General features: G+C 46.6%; 13 protein-coding genes. 6 read left to right on the top strand and 7 right to left on the bottom strand.

The features are described from left to right. Positions 1 to 404: 404 nt before the first annotated feature. From GCU44_RS07110 to GCU44_RS07100, 3 genes are all read right to left on the bottom strand, one after another. Entirely contained in the window at positions 405 to 1,964 is a 1,560-nt protein-coding gene (locus GCU44_RS07110) for a SulP family inorganic anion transporter (protein ID WP_154855509.1), read from the bottom strand. Positions 1,965 to 2,203: 239 nt separating this feature from the next. Continuing rightward, the gene (locus GCU44_RS07105) at positions 2,204 to 3,094 is read right to left on the bottom strand and encodes a serine hydrolase (RefSeq protein ID WP_154855507.1); all 891 of its coding nucleotides are present in this window, start codon (positions 3,092 to 3,094) and stop codon (positions 2,204 to 2,206) included. 20 nt (positions 3,095 to 3,114) lie between these two features. Continuing rightward, on the bottom strand, positions 3,115 to 4,536 hold the full coding sequence (locus GCU44_RS07100) for an SLC13 family permease (RefSeq protein WP_154855505.1): 1,422 nt from the start codon (positions 4,534 to 4,536) through the stop codon (positions 3,115 to 3,117). A 204-nt stretch (positions 4,537 to 4,740) separates the two neighbouring features. On the opposite strand from GCU44_RS07100, the gene GCU44_RS07095 reads away from it, so the two are divergent. The 6 genes from GCU44_RS07095 (at position 4,741) to GCU44_RS07070 (ending at position 11,109) form a co-directional block, all read left to right on the top strand. Next, the gene (locus tag GCU44_RS07095; protein WP_154855503.1) at positions 4,741 to 5,760 is read left to right on the top strand and encodes a hypothetical protein; all 1,020 of its coding nucleotides are present in this window, start codon (positions 4,741 to 4,743) and stop codon (positions 5,758 to 5,760) included. A 353-nt stretch (positions 5,761 to 6,113) separates the two neighbouring features. Next, positions 6,114 to 6,899 carry a DUF3050 domain-containing protein gene (locus tag GCU44_RS07090; RefSeq protein WP_154855501.1) on the top strand — a complete coding sequence of 262 codons (786 nt, stop codon included), beginning with the start codon at positions 6,114 to 6,116 and terminating at the stop codon, positions 6,897 to 6,899. A gap of 449 nt (positions 6,900 to 7,348) precedes the next feature. Beyond that, complete coding sequence (locus tag GCU44_RS07085; RefSeq protein ID WP_154855499.1) at positions 7,349 to 8,506, top strand: DUF1972 domain-containing protein; 1,158 nt, start codon at positions 7,349 to 7,351, stop codon at positions 8,504 to 8,506. Positions 8,507 to 9,154: 648 nt separating this feature from the next. Next, on the top strand, positions 9,155 to 9,493 hold the full coding sequence (locus GCU44_RS07080) for a methyltransferase family protein (RefSeq protein WP_154855665.1): 339 nt from the start codon (positions 9,155 to 9,157) through the stop codon (positions 9,491 to 9,493). Positions 9,494 to 9,535: 42 nt separating this feature from the next. Next, positions 9,536 to 9,694, top strand: coding sequence for a hypothetical protein (locus tag GCU44_RS07075; protein WP_154855497.1), 159 nt, complete (start codon positions 9,536 to 9,538; stop codon positions 9,692 to 9,694). Between the two features lie 614 nt (positions 9,695 to 10,308). Beyond that, entirely contained in the window at positions 10,309 to 11,109 is an 801-nt protein-coding gene (locus tag GCU44_RS07070; protein WP_154855495.1) for a hypothetical protein, read from the top strand. A 797-nt stretch (positions 11,110 to 11,906) separates the two neighbouring features. Here the strand turns inward: GCU44_RS07070 and GCU44_RS07065 are convergent. From GCU44_RS07065 to GCU44_RS07050, 4 genes are all read right to left on the bottom strand, one after another. Next, positions 11,907 to 13,217, bottom strand: a complete 1,311-nt coding sequence (locus GCU44_RS07065) for a nucleotide sugar dehydrogenase (protein WP_154855493.1) — start codon at positions 13,215 to 13,217, stop codon at positions 11,907 to 11,909. Between the two features lie 338 nt (positions 13,218 to 13,555). Continuing rightward, on the bottom strand, positions 13,556 to 14,113 hold the full coding sequence (locus GCU44_RS07060) for a bactofilin family protein (RefSeq protein WP_154855485.1): 558 nt from the start codon (positions 14,111 to 14,113) through the stop codon (positions 13,556 to 13,558). 426 nt (positions 14,114 to 14,539) lie between these two features. After that, positions 14,540 to 15,505: a PorP/SprF family type IX secretion system membrane protein gene (locus GCU44_RS07055; RefSeq protein WP_154855483.1), complete on the bottom strand. Its 966-nt coding sequence runs from the start codon at positions 15,503 to 15,505 to the stop codon at positions 14,540 to 14,542. A 14-nt stretch (positions 15,506 to 15,519) separates the two neighbouring features. Beyond that, positions 15,520 to 16,243: gliding motility-associated C-terminal domain-containing protein (locus GCU44_RS07050; RefSeq protein WP_161993909.1), on the bottom strand; the 724-nt coding region annotated here is incomplete at its 5' end.

Raw genomic sequence — 16,243 nt, 5'->3', positions numbered from 1 at the left:
ACTTTCCTGTGCCCTAACCCATCCGTTCTAACATCCAGACCTTTTCGGATTACGGGCTTCGGCACTTTTTGCAACCTTACCCCGACTGTCCGCCATAATCGGTTCACTCTCATTACGTTCACGATATTACTAAGCCTTCCTTCACACCCTTCCGTTACCAGCTACGCATTTGGCTTCGTATTGCCTTCCCTCTGGTTAGGCCGCGCAGCTTTCTTTCAAGCTGACGGATAAGTTCGCATGCAGGGCAAACAAAAAACCCCATTCGAACAATTCGAATGAGGCCCAAGGTCTTTGTTGCTGTCTTTGTTACCGAAAAAGCCGGTCTCCAAGCGGAAGTCAGGAAAAAAAAGATTTCCGGGCACCGCCGGATTCGTTTCCAGGGGCCCTGAAACCATGGCGCTGCCTTACTTGGATGATGCCGCTTCCTGTTCGAGTATGATTTTAAAACTCGGATCGTCTTCCGTATAGTTTACGTTGATTATTTTCTCCGCTTTGTTCAGAAGTACACGGCTGCTGTTGCTTAAGTGACGGATGTACACGGTTTTGCCAAACTTCTCGTAGCGCTCCGTCACCTTGTGAATGGCGTCTATGCCGGAATGATCCACAATACGGCTTTCCTTAAAATCGATGACAATCTCATCCGGATCCCCCATGGGATCAAATTTTTGCCCAAAGGTCATGGCAGAAGCAAAAAACAAGGGACCATATATCTCGTAATGCTTTACGCCGTTTTCGTCCAGGGATTTTCGGGCGCGAATCATTTTGGAGTTTTCCCAGGCAAATACCAAAGCAGCAATCACCACTCCAATCAGCACGGCCAGGGCCAAATTGTGTAGCAGCACGGTTACCAGCGTGACCAATACCATCACCAGCACATCCGATTTGGGAACTTTTCGGAAGACCCGAAGCGAGGCCCACTCAAACGTACCGATGGCCACCATGAACATCAGTCCGACCAATGCTGCCATGGGCACCATTTCTATATAGGTAGATAAAAACAAGATGAATACCAGGAGTCCGACCGCCGCTACGATGCCCGATATCCGGTTTCTTCCGCCTGCATTTACATTAATCAGTGACTGACCAATCATGGCACAGCCACCCATTCCCCCAAAAAATCCCGTGGTCACATTGGCAATTCCCTGGGCCACGCACTCTTTGTTTCCCTGTCCCCGGCTTTCGGTGATTTCGTCTATCAGCGTTAGAGTTAGCAGGCTTTCGATCAAGCCCACACCTGCCATGATGGCCGAATACGGCAAAATAATCATCAGCGTCTCCCAGTTCACCGGTACCAGGGGAAGGTGAAATTCCGGTAAGCCCCCGCTAATGGAAGCCATGTCACCAACGGTCCGGGTATCCAGACCGCCAAAAATCACCACCAGGCTTACCACCAAAATGGCTGCAAGTGCCGAGGGGACCGCGCGGGTCAGCTTGGGTAGAAATTTGATAATGGCCATCGTCACCAACACCAGCCCAAACATCAGGTACAGGGATGTCCCGGTCATCCATTCCAAGGCTCCGGATGCGCCGACAACCTTAAACTGAGCCAACTGCGACATAGCAATAACGATGGCCAGCCCGTTCACAAAACCAAACATCACCGGATGGGGTACCAATCGAATCAACTTTCCCAGCTTCAATACGCCCACCAAAATCTGAATAAGGCCCATTAAGACCACCGCAGCAAATAAGTATTCCACCCCATGCCGCAACACCAGTGCTACTACAACGACCGCAATGGCTCCGGTGGCTCCGGAAATCATTCCAGGCCTACCCCCGATAATGGAGGTAATCAACCCAATGATAAATGCCGTGTACAGGCCTACCAACGGGCTCACACCCGCGATCAGAGAAAATGCGACCGCTTCAGGCACCAGGGCCAGGGCCACGGTGAGGCCGGAGAGTACTTCGTCTTTAAGATTGGCCTCCTTGGGAATAAATAATCTGTAAAATGTCTGCGTCATGGGTGATCTGATTGCGATTCTGAATTCGTCAGCAAAAAATACTGCTCGGCGTTATTTCGGGAAATGAAAGAGCAAAGATACTATAACTTTGGTATTTTCGAAATAAAATTCTGTTAAATAACCAGGAATTCGCCACTCGTAAAAATTTGTTCTGAACTCGTCTTTTCCTTAATCCACAGGAAATCAGGGACTAGTAGGGACTTTTCCGGGATGAGGCCGGGGTCCTTGCGGTCTTGGACTCAATCCGGGTTCTCCGATACGTAGTCGTAGATCAATCGGCTCATGCGGGCGATGGCCTCCTTTCCTGCCGGTACATCGGTCAGATTTTTGCTAAGGATTACCAGTACGTATCGGGTACCATTGGGTAATTCCAAAATGGCCGTATCGTGTTGCACGCCGGTAATGGATCCTGTTTTGTGCGCAATTTTTACATCTGCCGGAAGTAGGTTGGGAATGAGGTCCTTAAAGTATTGATCGGAAAGAATCTTTACCATTTCACGGGATCCTTCTACTTTTCCACGAGCAATGGCCTCCATGATTTGCAACATATCCAGGGCCGTGGTGCTATTGCTTAGGCCTGCATCGAAGGCTTTGAGGTCTTCTACCCCCCGCAGCACCTGTATGTCTTCCGCACCCAGACCGCGCATGGTTTGGGTTACGTTTTTGGCTCCTACACGATCAATCAGGATATTGGTGGCCAGATTACTACTTTTTATGATCATCTGGTACATCAATTCGTAAAGGCTGGCTTTCTCACCGATCCTTTCGTAGAGTCCCTCCTGACTATCCACCCCCAGGTCCATGCGGAACGTACTGCCATCTACGATACTCTTGAATTCGTTCACAATGAGGATGGAGTCCTGTAGACTGAATTCCCCGGCCGCTGCTTGCTTAAAAAGCTCAATCATCACAGGCGTCTTCATCGTGCTGGCTGCATGGAACACTTCGGTCTCGTTGATCAGGAGTTGACGGCCAGAATCATCCAATATGCGAAAAGCCAGAGCAAAATCTCCTTCGGTAGCTTGCATAAGTGAGCGAATATCATCTTCCAGAGCGCTTAAACCGGATTTTTCTGCCGGACCGCTGCAGGCAAACAGGAGGATCAATGGGAACAATAAGGATGTTTTCATCTAGTGGTTCGTTAGGTAAATCAGTAAAGCAGCAGCATGACCCACGCCATTACTGCCAAAAAGGCCACCGTTGGCCCCATTAAGATAAAGAATAATCCTCCGGTACGAAAATCTTTTTGCTCGATCAGTCCGGTAGCATAGGCAATGGCATTGGCCGGGGTAGACACGGGAAGTAGCAGAGAACAGGAGCAACTGATGGCGACCATCACCGGGCCAGCGATACCGTAAGTCCCCGGTAGGGCCAGACTCAGTGGCACCAGGATGGAGGCGGCTGCTGTATTACTCATCACGTTGGAAAGCGACACGGCCACCAGGCAAAAGACAACGGCAATCACCGTATTTGGCAGGGGAAGCGCATTTATTTTTTGCATGACGATTTCCGCCAGCCCCACTTCCACGAGCGCGATGCCTAATGCCAAACCACCGGCGACCAACATAAGGGTATCCCAGGGAAGGCTGCGAACATGTTCCGAATGGATCACCTGGGTCATGGTCAGCAAGACAATGGGAATCGCCGAGGTAGCAGCCACGGGAATGCCGTGAATGGCTTCGGTAAGCCACATTAGTACGGTGACCACCAACGTAAAAATAACGGCGTTTTTTTGAAAACGCCCCACTTCTCCCTGTCCTTTGGGCAAAAGAGAAAGATCAAGCCTGACCTCCGAAAAATCATGCGTCTTGCAGAGGAATTTCCAAAACACCCAGACCAACAATAAAGCGGTGGGTAAGCCCACCAGCATCCAGTCCACAAACGTAACGCTGATTCCCTTTTCCTGAAGGGCGCCTACTGCGATGGCATTGGGGGTGCTCCCGATGATGGTACCGATACCTCCTACCGAGGCCGCAGCCGGAATGGCCGTCAACAGGGCCTTACCGTAGGAGGACTTTCTCCCAATCAGCTGCACCAAAGGGATAATCGAGGAAATCATCATGGCCGTAGTAGCGGTGTTGGACATGACCATGCTGGCAATGGCGGTGGTCATCATCAGGCCCAGTAACAAGCCTTCCGGTTTTTGGCCGAAACGACTGACGGTAAAGCGAAATAGTTGCCGGTCCAACTCGACCAGGCTCATGCCTTTGGCTAGAAAAAAGCCCCCGAGCAGCAACCATACCACATTGCTGGTCCAGGTGCTCACGTACAGATCCGGGGGCATGGTTTGATCAAAGAAGAAATCGGTACTAAACCCGACCAAAAGGGATGCAATGATAAATATTCCCACAGCAAAGGGGGGCATGGCTTCTGATACCCACAGGCCTATCGCGAGTATGCTGATAAAGAACACAAAATTTACCGGTGGATCGTACCCGATTTTTCGAAAAAAATACGTCACCACCAACGCTATCAAAAAATTGCCGACAAAGGTAGAGGTAGTAAAAATCCAATTCAGCTTGAGCTTTCGGTAAAGAATGCGTGCGGCGCTTCTGGAATCGGAGTAAAACATGCGCGATTGGGATTTACACTAAAAAAAGACGGAAATGCTCCCTGCATTTCCTTTGGTCAAAAATACGTCATGTTGCTTTCAGGGACAAGGTATCAAGGTCAGTTAAGGCATTTTTTAAAAAAAAATCCATCGGGTCGATCCAATCGGGATCACCTGCTCGTAACTCTTGCCAAACGAATTAGTAAAACGCAAAATACAATTAAGATGAAGACGAATGTGAGAATGACAAAAACATTGGGTGTGGGCCTATTGGCAGCCGGAATGGCGCTATTTACCGCCTGCAACGAAGACCCGGAACCGGAAATGCCCTTTATGCCAGGTATGGAAACCTTTTCCTATGGTTTCAATGAAGGCCAACTCCTGAACAATCCGGCTACCGCCTACGATGGAGACGGCGCAGGCGACCATCCCCGAAACTTATCCGCCAAACTGGAGCTCAAAGAAATGGAAAACGGCAATGCCGAGGTAACCATTCGGCTGGAAAATGCCCTGGATGGCATGCAGTACCCGGTCCACGTACACGACGCCGCCGATCCTGCCACCACACCAAACGGGACCCCGTATAACGAAACCCCAAACGGAGAAATTTTTGCCGGAATGATCAGCATAAGTAATGGCATGGGTAGCCAAACCATGCAGACGGAAATGAACTACGATCAGCTGTTGGATACCTATGAGGGCTTTCTGGTAGTGCACGATCCTACGCAGGACATTAGCACCACGGACCTGGGCACCTACCTGGTACTGGGTATATTTGCGCAGGAGCTACCCGAAGCTGAGGCCAATCTGCGTAGCGAGACCTTTATGTATGATTTTAACGAGGGGCAATTGCTTGACAATGCAGACCTGGCCTATGAGGGGGACCATGCCCGGGATCTCATGGCAGAAATAATGGTGGAAGAGATGATCGATGGAAACGCCAAAATCACGGTAAGCCTGATGAATAGTCTGGATGGAATGACCTATATGGTGCACGCACACGATGCTGCAGACCCTTCCACCACGCCCAACGGCACTCCGTATAACGAAACGCCCAATGCAGATATTTTTGCCAAAGGGATCGAAGGAAACGGAGGAACGGTGATGGCCGAAAACGAGCTAATGATCTCCTTCAATGAACTGACCCGAAATTACGAAGGCTTCTTCGTGGTGCACGATCCCACGCAGGATATCAGTACGGTAGATTTGACTACCTATTTGGTGTTGGGTGCTTTTGCAAGATAATTTTTTAATTGTAAATATTGGTCAAGAGGTCATGGAAGCGGTTCCATGGCCTTTTTCTGTGTTTATTCGGATTGCGTGAAGGAAAGTGCGCTATTGGAATGGACCATCTCTAAAAGCTACCGGGGAGTTTTTGCAAAAAATGAGTTCCTCACGGGAAGGAATCTGCAAAACTGGTAAAAAACTGAGGGGAGCGAGAGGGAAACCGGTAGGAGTGATGCCCCTGCGATCCAGCTCTTCCTTCTCACTCTTTCATTTACAATTTCTTTCACTTTGCTTGAAATTTCCTAACCGCCATAACCCATCCGTGAAATACGCGGTTTATTGGTCGTTATATTTCTAAGAAAAAGGTAACTATGCTAGCGACACAATCCCAAGACCAACTCGCAGAATTAAAGAAGAAAATCGAACCCATACAACAGCAGATAGTGAATCATCGGGTGTATGCTGCCATTAGGAGGCTGGAGGATTTGAATGTTTTTATGCGGTATCATGTCTATGCTGTTTGGGATTTCATGTCCTTGCTAAAAACGCTTCAACATAGACTTACCTGTACCAGTGTACCCTGGTTTCCTGTAGGGAATCCAAACACCAGATACCTGATCAACGAAATCGTTGTTGGCGAGGAATCGGATATCGATGCAGATGGTCTACGCAAAAGTCATTTTGAGCTGTATCTGGAAGCCATGAATAAATGCAATGCGGATACACTGGGCATCGAAACGTTTCTGGCCTCTCTAAAAGCGAACCAGAGCCTAGAGGCAGCCTACCGTGCCTCAAGCGCGCCAAAACCTGTACGAGACTTCGTGGATTTCACTTTTTCTGTCATTGCCAGTCAAAAAAACCATGTACTTGCAGCGGTGTTTACCTTTGGTCGGGAGGACTTGATTCCAGCGATGTTTTTATCGATGGTGAATGACATCCACAAGGATTTCCCTGACAACGTATCCCTTTTTAAGTACTACCTGGAACGACATATTGAAGTGGATGGAGGGCACCATGGCCAGCTAGCCTTGGAAATGACCGCTACACTCTGTGGGAACAATCCGGTATATTGGGAGGAAGCCGAGCGAGCGACGATTCAATGCCTGAACCGGCGCATTGACCTATGGGATGAAGTATACGATGCAATCTGCCGATAAAAGCAGTGCATTTGCAATCAATACAGGCCTTGACTTATCCTGATACAGGGATGTTGGATATCGTTTCCTGAGTCCAACCCCATAGTTGGAGCGAAATAACCAGGCATTGCCTTGTAATACTAGTCTATTTGAAACCAAATGTAATCCCAGGTAAATAAACGAACAATTTTTTAGTTGGTATAAAGGGAGCGGGATCGTAAATTTAACTATCCTTAGTATTAGTGACATATTTATACACCTCGGTTAGCTATTTCAGTTTATCGTTTCCTTGCAATCAAATACATATGCTAACCGAGGTGATAGCTGTTTGAGTGAAATGCCCCTGTTTTTACGGGGGCTTTTTTTTCATAGCAAATTATTTCGGTCGGAAAAAATAAGCCAGGGCACCAAAATAAACAAATAAAAAAATAGGTATAACCAAACCAGTACAAATAATTTTTAGCAGCAGTATGAAAAAAAACAGCAAGCCCTTGCATGTGGCGATTGTAGGAACAAGGGGATATCCGTACGTATACGGAGGATACGAGACGTTTGTAAAAGAGATGGGCGAGCGACTGGTCCAACGGGGAGTAGCAGTGACGGTCTATTGCCACGCCCCTCTATTTGAGGAAAAGCCCAAAAAAGTCAATGGAATCAATCTGGTTTACATGCCTTGTGTGGAAACCAAATCCCTGAGTCAGCTGACCAATTCCCTCTTGTCCATGATTCACGTTTGCTTTTCAAAAGTAGACGTGGTCTTTGTCGTCAATAGTGCCAACGGTCCGTTCGGTATCCTTACCAAAATCTTCGGAAAACCCTCTGCAATCAATGTTGACGGGCTGGAGTGGCTTCGGCCAAAGTGGAAAGGGCTGGGAGCCCGGTATTATTTGTTTGCTTCCCGACTGGCTACCAAACTGTACGATCAGTTGATTACTGATTCCGACGAAATGGAGAAAATCTACCTGGAAAAATTCAACGCACCCTCCAAAATGATTGCTTACGGCGCCAATCCCCGGGCATCTTCCGATAGCACGATGATCGAAACCTGGGGTCTGCAGAAGGAGTCCTATTATTTGATTGTGGGCCGGCTGATACCCGACAACAATGCAGACCTGATCGTGGACGGTTTTGTGCGGTCCAACTCCAAGCGCAAGCTGGTCATCGTGGGGGACGTACCCTACCACGATCGGTTTGCGCAGAAAATGAAAAGCATTCCGGACAAGCGCCTGGTATTTACGGGCTATGTCCGAGACCAGGAACAATTGGCTGCCTTGTACCACAACTGTTATGCGTATTTCCACGGGCACGAGTACGGAGGTACCAATCCTGCCATGCTCAAGGCATTGGGCTACGGTTGTGCGATTCTGGCGATGGACACCCGGTTCAATCAGGAAATGCTGCAAAAAGGAAAATACGGATGGTATTTTGACAAAAATACCCAATCGGTGGTTCAGATTATTGATAGGGCCGAGGCTTCTCCGGAAAAAATGGAGTCTTTGCGCAACCACTCCCGGGAAGGGCTGACGCAGAAATACAATTGGGATGCGGTCACCGATGAATACGAAACGGTATTCAGAACACTTTGTAAACGAACAATTACCGATTCAGTCCTTAGGTTCAACGGATAGTTCTAGCATAAAGAGAGAAGGCGGAATAGACACAATACGAGACGTTACCACCGCAAATTGAGATCCATTCCATTTTTTTCATCTACGAAGATTTGGTTGTTAACAAAGGAGGTTCACGGCACACCTACAACCATTGGATTGCCTCAACAAGTAGCAAAAACAAGCTACGATACAAGAGACCCGTCTTCTTAACCCAATCAGGGAAATAAAAAGGAATAACGCGTACATGGGTTGAATTCATACGAACGCTTCACGGCCTGGTTAGGGAACTGACCCGGTGCCGATCGGTCTAGCCGTATCCGATTGGTGAAAGATGCGCGTAATAAAAGGTAAACGAATTGCATCTTACTATTTTGGCCTTTCTGCCAGTCCTTTGTAAACTTGCTGTATAAAATAGGGTTTACAAGACGCTATTCGCCTTTCCACTATTTTTTAAACATAAGAGCTGTCAAATTCAGGTTTGGTGGTAGCTAGTTAGAAAAATCCTCAAAATTTTTGAGGATTTTTTTTATGTACCGGAAGCAACTAGAGAAAGAACACAGGTTCCCTGTTACTGCACATTCCTTCGAAAAAAGAATTCGAAACCAATTTTCCCTTGATAAAAACACCTTGTTTCAGATTAGACAAATAAAAAGTAACCGAAAGTAAATCAGTGTATGCGCTCCAGAAAATACATCCGGGAAAAATACCCGGGTAGGTCAGGTAGCCGACCAACTGAATACCCTGGGGATCTATTCCACTGTAAGACATCCACTTTATCTGGGAAACTTTATCAGCTGGTTCGCGATTGCCCTATTGACGGCAAACTATTGGTTTGTATGCGTTTTTATTTTAATCTATTGGTTGTATTACGAACGCATTGCAATGGCAGAAAAGCAGTTTTTGAGACGGAAATTTGGCTCGAAGTACCTGCACTGGGCAGATGCAGTCCCAGCGTTTATCCCCAACATCTTACTATTTAAAAAACCTGCCCTTCGTTTTAGTTAAAAAAAGGTTCTTCGAAAAGAAAAAAATGGCATCTTCGCCTACATGCTCGTTTTTGCCATTTTTACTTCCACTAGACAAGCCATTACCAATCAACCCAACACCTATCTATTTCTCTCACTTGCCATGCTATCCGGCGTTGGGTATGTACTACTAAAGTATCTAAAGTACAAAACCAATGTATTGACAGAAAGCGGAAGATGAAGGTGACACCATAACCTAAATTAATTTAATTTTTAGTCAAAAATAAAAAATTAACAGAAAGAAAAAGTAAATCACTGCCGGTGTAGCATGTTGCTTGTCGTTTTTTCCGTCGCTACATTTGAACCAATTCGGATTTAAAAAAACTATTCCAGATCGACCGAACATGTCGATTTTGATACACTTAATTTGGATAGTGCAGGTAATTAAAAAAGCCCTCAATTGATTTGAGGGCCTTTTTTTCTTGATGAGCTGCCGATGTCACAGCCCTGAGATTTCCCAACGTAGGAATTTAAAAAATGCCCCCTATTACCCGATTACCCGGCTTTGGTTTGCTAACCAGCGTTCATGGAATGCTCAAATAAATTGGTACATAGGAAATCAAGCCGGGCAGAAACTGACGATAAGGTATAAAAGGTTTCGCCGCATCCTATATACGGAGAGATCCTCCTGCTTTGAAAGTAGATGGGCCGCCCGATAGATCGTCGCAGTTTCTAACATTCAGTAGACGGGCAGGCGGGAACCGGTAAAGAAACAAGGTGATCTTGACTACCCACCTACCTTTCGGTAACGTTCCTGGGTGGCCTTCAACGAGATTATCGATACTGGACAAAAAAATGAATAAATACATGAAGCGCGCGATTTATCTATTTGGCATACTGTCGGCATTCGCTTTTGCCGGGTGTGATGAGGACGAGTTCCGAGATACCGACGACGGTACTGAAATCGTCGGGCCGGAGGGAATTCTGAATAACCTAAAAGCTACGAATCTTACTGATGAAGGATTCCCCTGGTACGGTTTGCACGCATTCGGTATTGACGATTTGGTTCGACTAAAATCATGGAATGTCGCTCAGGATGGATTTATCCCGGTGAAAACGGGCGGCTTTGATTTAGCCGAACAGGCCCTCGATAAGATTGAACTGGAGATAGGGAAAACGCTTTTTGACCGAATCAGTATTGCAAACGTGCCAAACGAGCACATCAACCGGGGAATCATTGTCAGCCAGGAAACTGCTTTGGGCGCATTTGGCTCGACTACCGACCCAAATGGTTGCGGACATGTCTCTGAAGGAATCGGAACAACGAGTTATCCCCCTCATAATTTTTACATTACTGAAACAGCGGAAGGGGGCCAAGTGCTGGACTATGTTTTAACGGACGGTTTTTACGATGCAACGGGGACAATCGATGCCGTCTTGTATGTGCATATCGGTGCTCCAGCTTGCGAAAATGAAATCGACCTGGATCTGGTCATTCACGAGTTCGGACATGCGCTCGGAATGGGTCCGCATTTTGACGGATTTGGTAATGGTCCGGCGATCGATGGGAATTTTTGGAATGTATTGTACAATCTTTACAACAACCCAACCGGAACTACAGAAGATCAGTTGACAATCCTACAGGTTAAGTTTTGAGGTTGGTTATCGATCCCATTGCACTATCCGTGAAAGTAAAATGCGACGACATCCTAGCAAAGGAAGGAAAAGAAGCTTGCTTGACTTAACTACCCTGTTAATGAGATTATGAAAGATGGTCCTTGGTTTGAGATCGGTTTATAGTGTAGAAGTACTCGTTTAAATAGCGTTACATATGCTGTTTACTACCCAATAATAAGTTTTGTCCTTATCCAGGATTTAACCTGATGGACCGTATCCACCCGAGCACCCCCCTATTTTCTGAATGGTTCTGAGCCAGTAGGCTTGCTTCAAATGGGAAAGTATCCCGATCGCCTTTTCCACATTGGACGGCTGGTAAGACAGGGACTCGAACATCAAGAAAGAAGCGACATTCAGTTCTAACAGTCGTCGGTACAAGACCACGCCTCACCGGTAAATTCCTTACCAACAAATAAAACGCAAACAAAAGTAAACCAACGATCTGCGACCCCATTGGTGATTTCCGTGCTTATTCGTACAATTGCGCAGTAAATATTGGTTTACCTGAGCCAACTTCCATCGGCGATTTTTTTCACTTACAATGCTGTCAAATTCATGCCGGGAAGTGGCGATACAAAAAAATCCCTTGAAAGTTTCAGGGATTTTTTTTATTCCAATACCTGTCTTTTCCGTTCAAATTCCCTCACAGTAGGTACGAGGCCAAGCCCCCTCTTCATTCAAACACGTCCATTGGTTTTTCGTTCATGTAGCCTATTTCAACCTTTAATAGTATGCCAAATAAACCAATCAACTCACCAAAGATGAATACAACCTGGTCACAACCGCACGTCCACCTTCTCCTTTTCCAAAACCGCTTTGACGTCAAAGACGACCAGGTCGCTGCTTTTTTGGATGGGGAGGTCTTTGAATTTTTGGTGGGCGACGGCCAGAACGATGGCGGAGTAATCGGCGATGTCGGGGCAGGTGTCGCCATCGATGATTTCCAGGCCGTATTCGTGCGCCACCTCTTCCTTGCTGGCCCAGGGATCGTAGACGTCCACGTCCATGTCGAAGGCCCGCAACTCCTGGTAAATATCGATCACCCGGGTATTGCGCACGTCGGGGCAATCCTCCTTGAAGGTAAAACCCAGGATCAGCACCTTGGAGTCGATCACTTTCAGGTCCTTACGCATCATGTGCTTGATCACTTCCGTGGCCACGTGTTTGCCCATGGAGTCGTTGAGCCGGCGTCCGGCCAGGATGATTTCCGGATGGTAGCCCACCTCCTGGGCTTTTTGTGCCAGGTAGTAGGGATCCACGCTGATGCAGTGTCCGCCGACCAGTCCGGGTTTGAAGGGCAGAAAATTCCATTTGGTGCCGGCAGCCGCCAATACTTCCTGCGTATCGATCTGCAGCAGGTTAAAGATTTTGGAAAGTTCGTTCACAAAGGCGATGTTGATGTCCCGTTGGGAGTTTTCGATCACCTTGGCGGCCTCGGCCACCTTGATGCTGCTGGCTTTGTGGGTACCGGCCCTGATCACTTCCCGGTACAATCGGTCCACGTACTCGGCCACCTCGGGGGTGGAACCGGAGGTCACCTTCAGGATTTTGGCTACGGTATGTTCCTTATCCCCGGGATTGATCCGTTCCGGGGAGTAGCCGGCATAAAAGTCTTCGTTATAGCGCAAGCCGCTGACTTTTTCCAGCAGGGGCACGCATTCTTCTTCCGTCACCCCCGGGTACACCGTCGATTCGTAAATCACCAGGTCCCCTTTCTTGAGGTACTTTCCGATGGTTTCCGAGGCCTTCAGCATGGGAGTAAGCACCGGACGGTGGTGCCGGTTCGTGGGGGTGGGTACGGTGACCACAAAAATCTGACAGGCCGCCAGCTCGTCGGCATTGCAGGTAGGTACCAGCCCAATTTTGCCCGCGCTGGAATCGGGCAGCAGGACCGACTGCAGGTCCCCGTCGGCCACTTCCAGGGTCAGGTCCCTTCCGGCATTGAGTTCGGCCACGCGTCTTTCGGAAATATCCAATCCGATAACGGGAAATTTCCGGGCAAATTCAACGGCCAGGGGCAATCCCACATAGCCCAGTCCGATTACGGCGATTTTTACCTCAGCGAGAGGTGTTAAAGAAGCTGTCATAGTTATAATCAAAAACAAATATTAAATAAGATAGAATAGCTGGGTTAGACTAGGTATCCTTATTTAGGTAAAAAGCGGAGTCCTCCTCATCAAAAGTAGTAAATAGCGATAGACAATTAACAAGGAAAAGCCGACTGCAATAGTACGATTGACCAACAGATTTACCAATAAACCGACCGGAATCTAAGAAAACCAAAACCCAGACACGGTATGTTGCCTTATTCATGGCTAATTTATCTCGCATGCAAAAACAAGAATCAAAAACCACGCGGCTACTGACCCCGTTTAATCAAAGAAATTAACAGGTAGTAAACCAAGTCTTTCTACGCCGTTGGTACCTAAGCTAAATCTAAACACCCTTTTTCATCGGAATAACTGACTATTGATTTCTCACTTTGATTTTCAGTTCTTATCGATCTGATACCAAGGGAACGTTGTTTCACTCGGGGTGTGACGATGCTTCCAACAATCGATGCCCCGGTGTGTATATTTACAGAATCGGATGTTACCTTTCCTTCATAGTACCCGGAAGCCTCAATTACAACAACGCCAGACGAGAAAATATCACCAAAAACCTGGCCTGCAATCAGGACAGTATGCGCACGAATTTTCCCTACTACTTCTCCCATAGGTCCAATCACCAGCGTTTTTGACGTCGTGATATCACCAATTATTTTCCCATCTACTCTTATATCAGAGTTAGTTTCGACACTTCCTTCAAGTGAGGCCCCTTTCCCTAGAAAGTTCACCGACTCACAAACTACAGAACCCACTGCCATTTTTAATTCGTTATTTGGGAATGAATGAAATGGACTTTTTGGTATTAACCAAGACCAATAGTTATTCCATCCATTTGCCAGATATTTATTATCTTTCTTACAAAAACTAAACTTCATACCGTAATGTAATTACCATTTGCTTATTTTTCGCGAGGTATTCTTTAAAAAAATAAAGAAACGCATACAATTGATAATTAATTGCTGCCTCAGCTTAGTTAAAAAACAAATCAGACCGTTAACGGATAACGTATTCATCCTTCCAACCGTTCAATGCATTTGGAATGGTGCCAGTAATTCTTAATCAAGGGAAGGTCCATCCTATTACGAGGCAAAAACTGGAAGAAAGATACCAATGTACGACAGGGAAGGTAGCCTAACTAAAAGTATCATCAATAAATAAACTACCTTAGCAACTGACACTTTTCGTCCAACAAATGGGGAATGGTATACTATCCTCCTACTACTATGGAAATCTACAGAAAAAATCGATTCTAAAACCCAAGCGAACACAACCCTTTAAATTTCACCCAATGTTTCTGCAAATCACCAAAAAATTTGAAATTTATCCATACGCTCTCCACTTAATGAAAAGGAAAGTACAAACTCGTGAGAGGTGTTTGGCAACAAATAGGCATTGGTCATCGGCAACTCGTAGATGTACCCGAAGATAAAATTAGAAAACAAAAAGCCTAACTGAAAATTATGCGCAAAATTAACCCGATGCCCCCCACCGATCCAAACCCATTCGTACAGCAGGGTCTTGAAATTGACCTGCACGTTTAAAGGGTTGTATTGGTAGCGATTCGCCATTAAAGAGGTAGAAATGGCTATATTTTCGCTTACCTTATTTTTGTAACCCGCTTGCAATATGTGCTCAACCGGAAATTCATCCATAAAGGCGTCTCCAGAAATAAAGTACTTCCCCTGAGAAATGTTGTGGGCACTGTAACCGATGTAATAATTTGGATGCGTGAGTACCAAGCCTGCATTGAAATCCAGGACCCGCATGTCCGCATAGCTTCCAAAATATTGATTAATTACGGGATCATCCACCTGATCCCCTATCACTCTACTCCCATCGATATTGGATAAGGCATAATTTACTCCCAAACCAAGCCGCAACCCGACTTTGTCGGTCAGCGAAATCCGTGACGCATAACTCAAAACAACTCGTGTATCTTGAAAAGCCCCGAACTGGTCGTAGTAAAGATTCATTCCGAACGCATTGCGCCCAAGTCCACCTATACTGTCCCTGGACGTGAAATCACCCAGATCGAATTCTCCGCTTAGAAAAATGGATACGGGTGCCCCATCAAACCCCGCCCACTGGTTACGTACGAAACTACCAAAAGAGGAGCCGGAAAACCCGGTCAACCCGGGATTATAATAGGATTTAAAATGATCGAACTGTGCCATGTACTTCCTGGACTGCCCAATGGACTCGATCGAATACGAGGAAATAACAAATACTAGAAAAATGAATATACGGCAATCATTGACTATTTTCATAAGACAATTCAATTCTATTTTTTAATCAGATTAATGAAACCCTTCCTTAATTGCTCCCGATCCTCAATTTTTAATACATAGTAGTACGTACCGGTAGGAAGCATCTGCCCATCGTGTCCTCCATCCCAACCGATTTCGGGATCCCTACTGAGAAACACCCTTCTTCCTCCGCGATCAAATACCTGCACTTCGGAAAACAAGAATTTATCTAATCCTTCAATCAACCATACATCGTTGATCCCATCGCCATTTGGGCTAAAGGAATTGACTATACGTAAGCCATCTGGATCATCGTTTGCTTGCGAAATAACAGAGCCGGACAACCTAAATAGGGAGAATTGTTTGTCCAACACATTTTCCTGGGAATCAATGGCACGAATTGTTGGTTCAAACCGATCCTGACCATCCTGAGATTCGCTTGCCAGGAAAAAGAGGGAATCCTGACGAATGGTAAAATAGGCATTGTCGGGGTTATTATCTGGTAACGACAGCCCGATGGCATCATCCAACTCATCTTCGATTTCAATACGACCGATAAATACCTCCCCGTCCGTAGGCGTAGCTGGAATAATCGTATTAGACAGTCGTATGTCGGTCGGTGCAGGCTTTGCACCGACCATCACTAAAGCTCCGGCCGCAATTCCGTACGTATTGCGGTAATCGTACGGAGGAATCAACGCTCCGTTTAGCGGATACATCCCCGCTGTAAACACATCCAGATCCGAAGTATCCCAAATC

It is taken from the genome of Cyclobacterium xiamenense, from assembly GCF_009467825.1.
Classification (GTDB): Bacteria; Bacteroidota; Bacteroidia; order Cytophagales; family Cyclobacteriaceae; genus Cyclobacterium; species Cyclobacterium xiamenense.
This window is presented reverse-complemented; position numbering and strand designations above follow the sequence as displayed.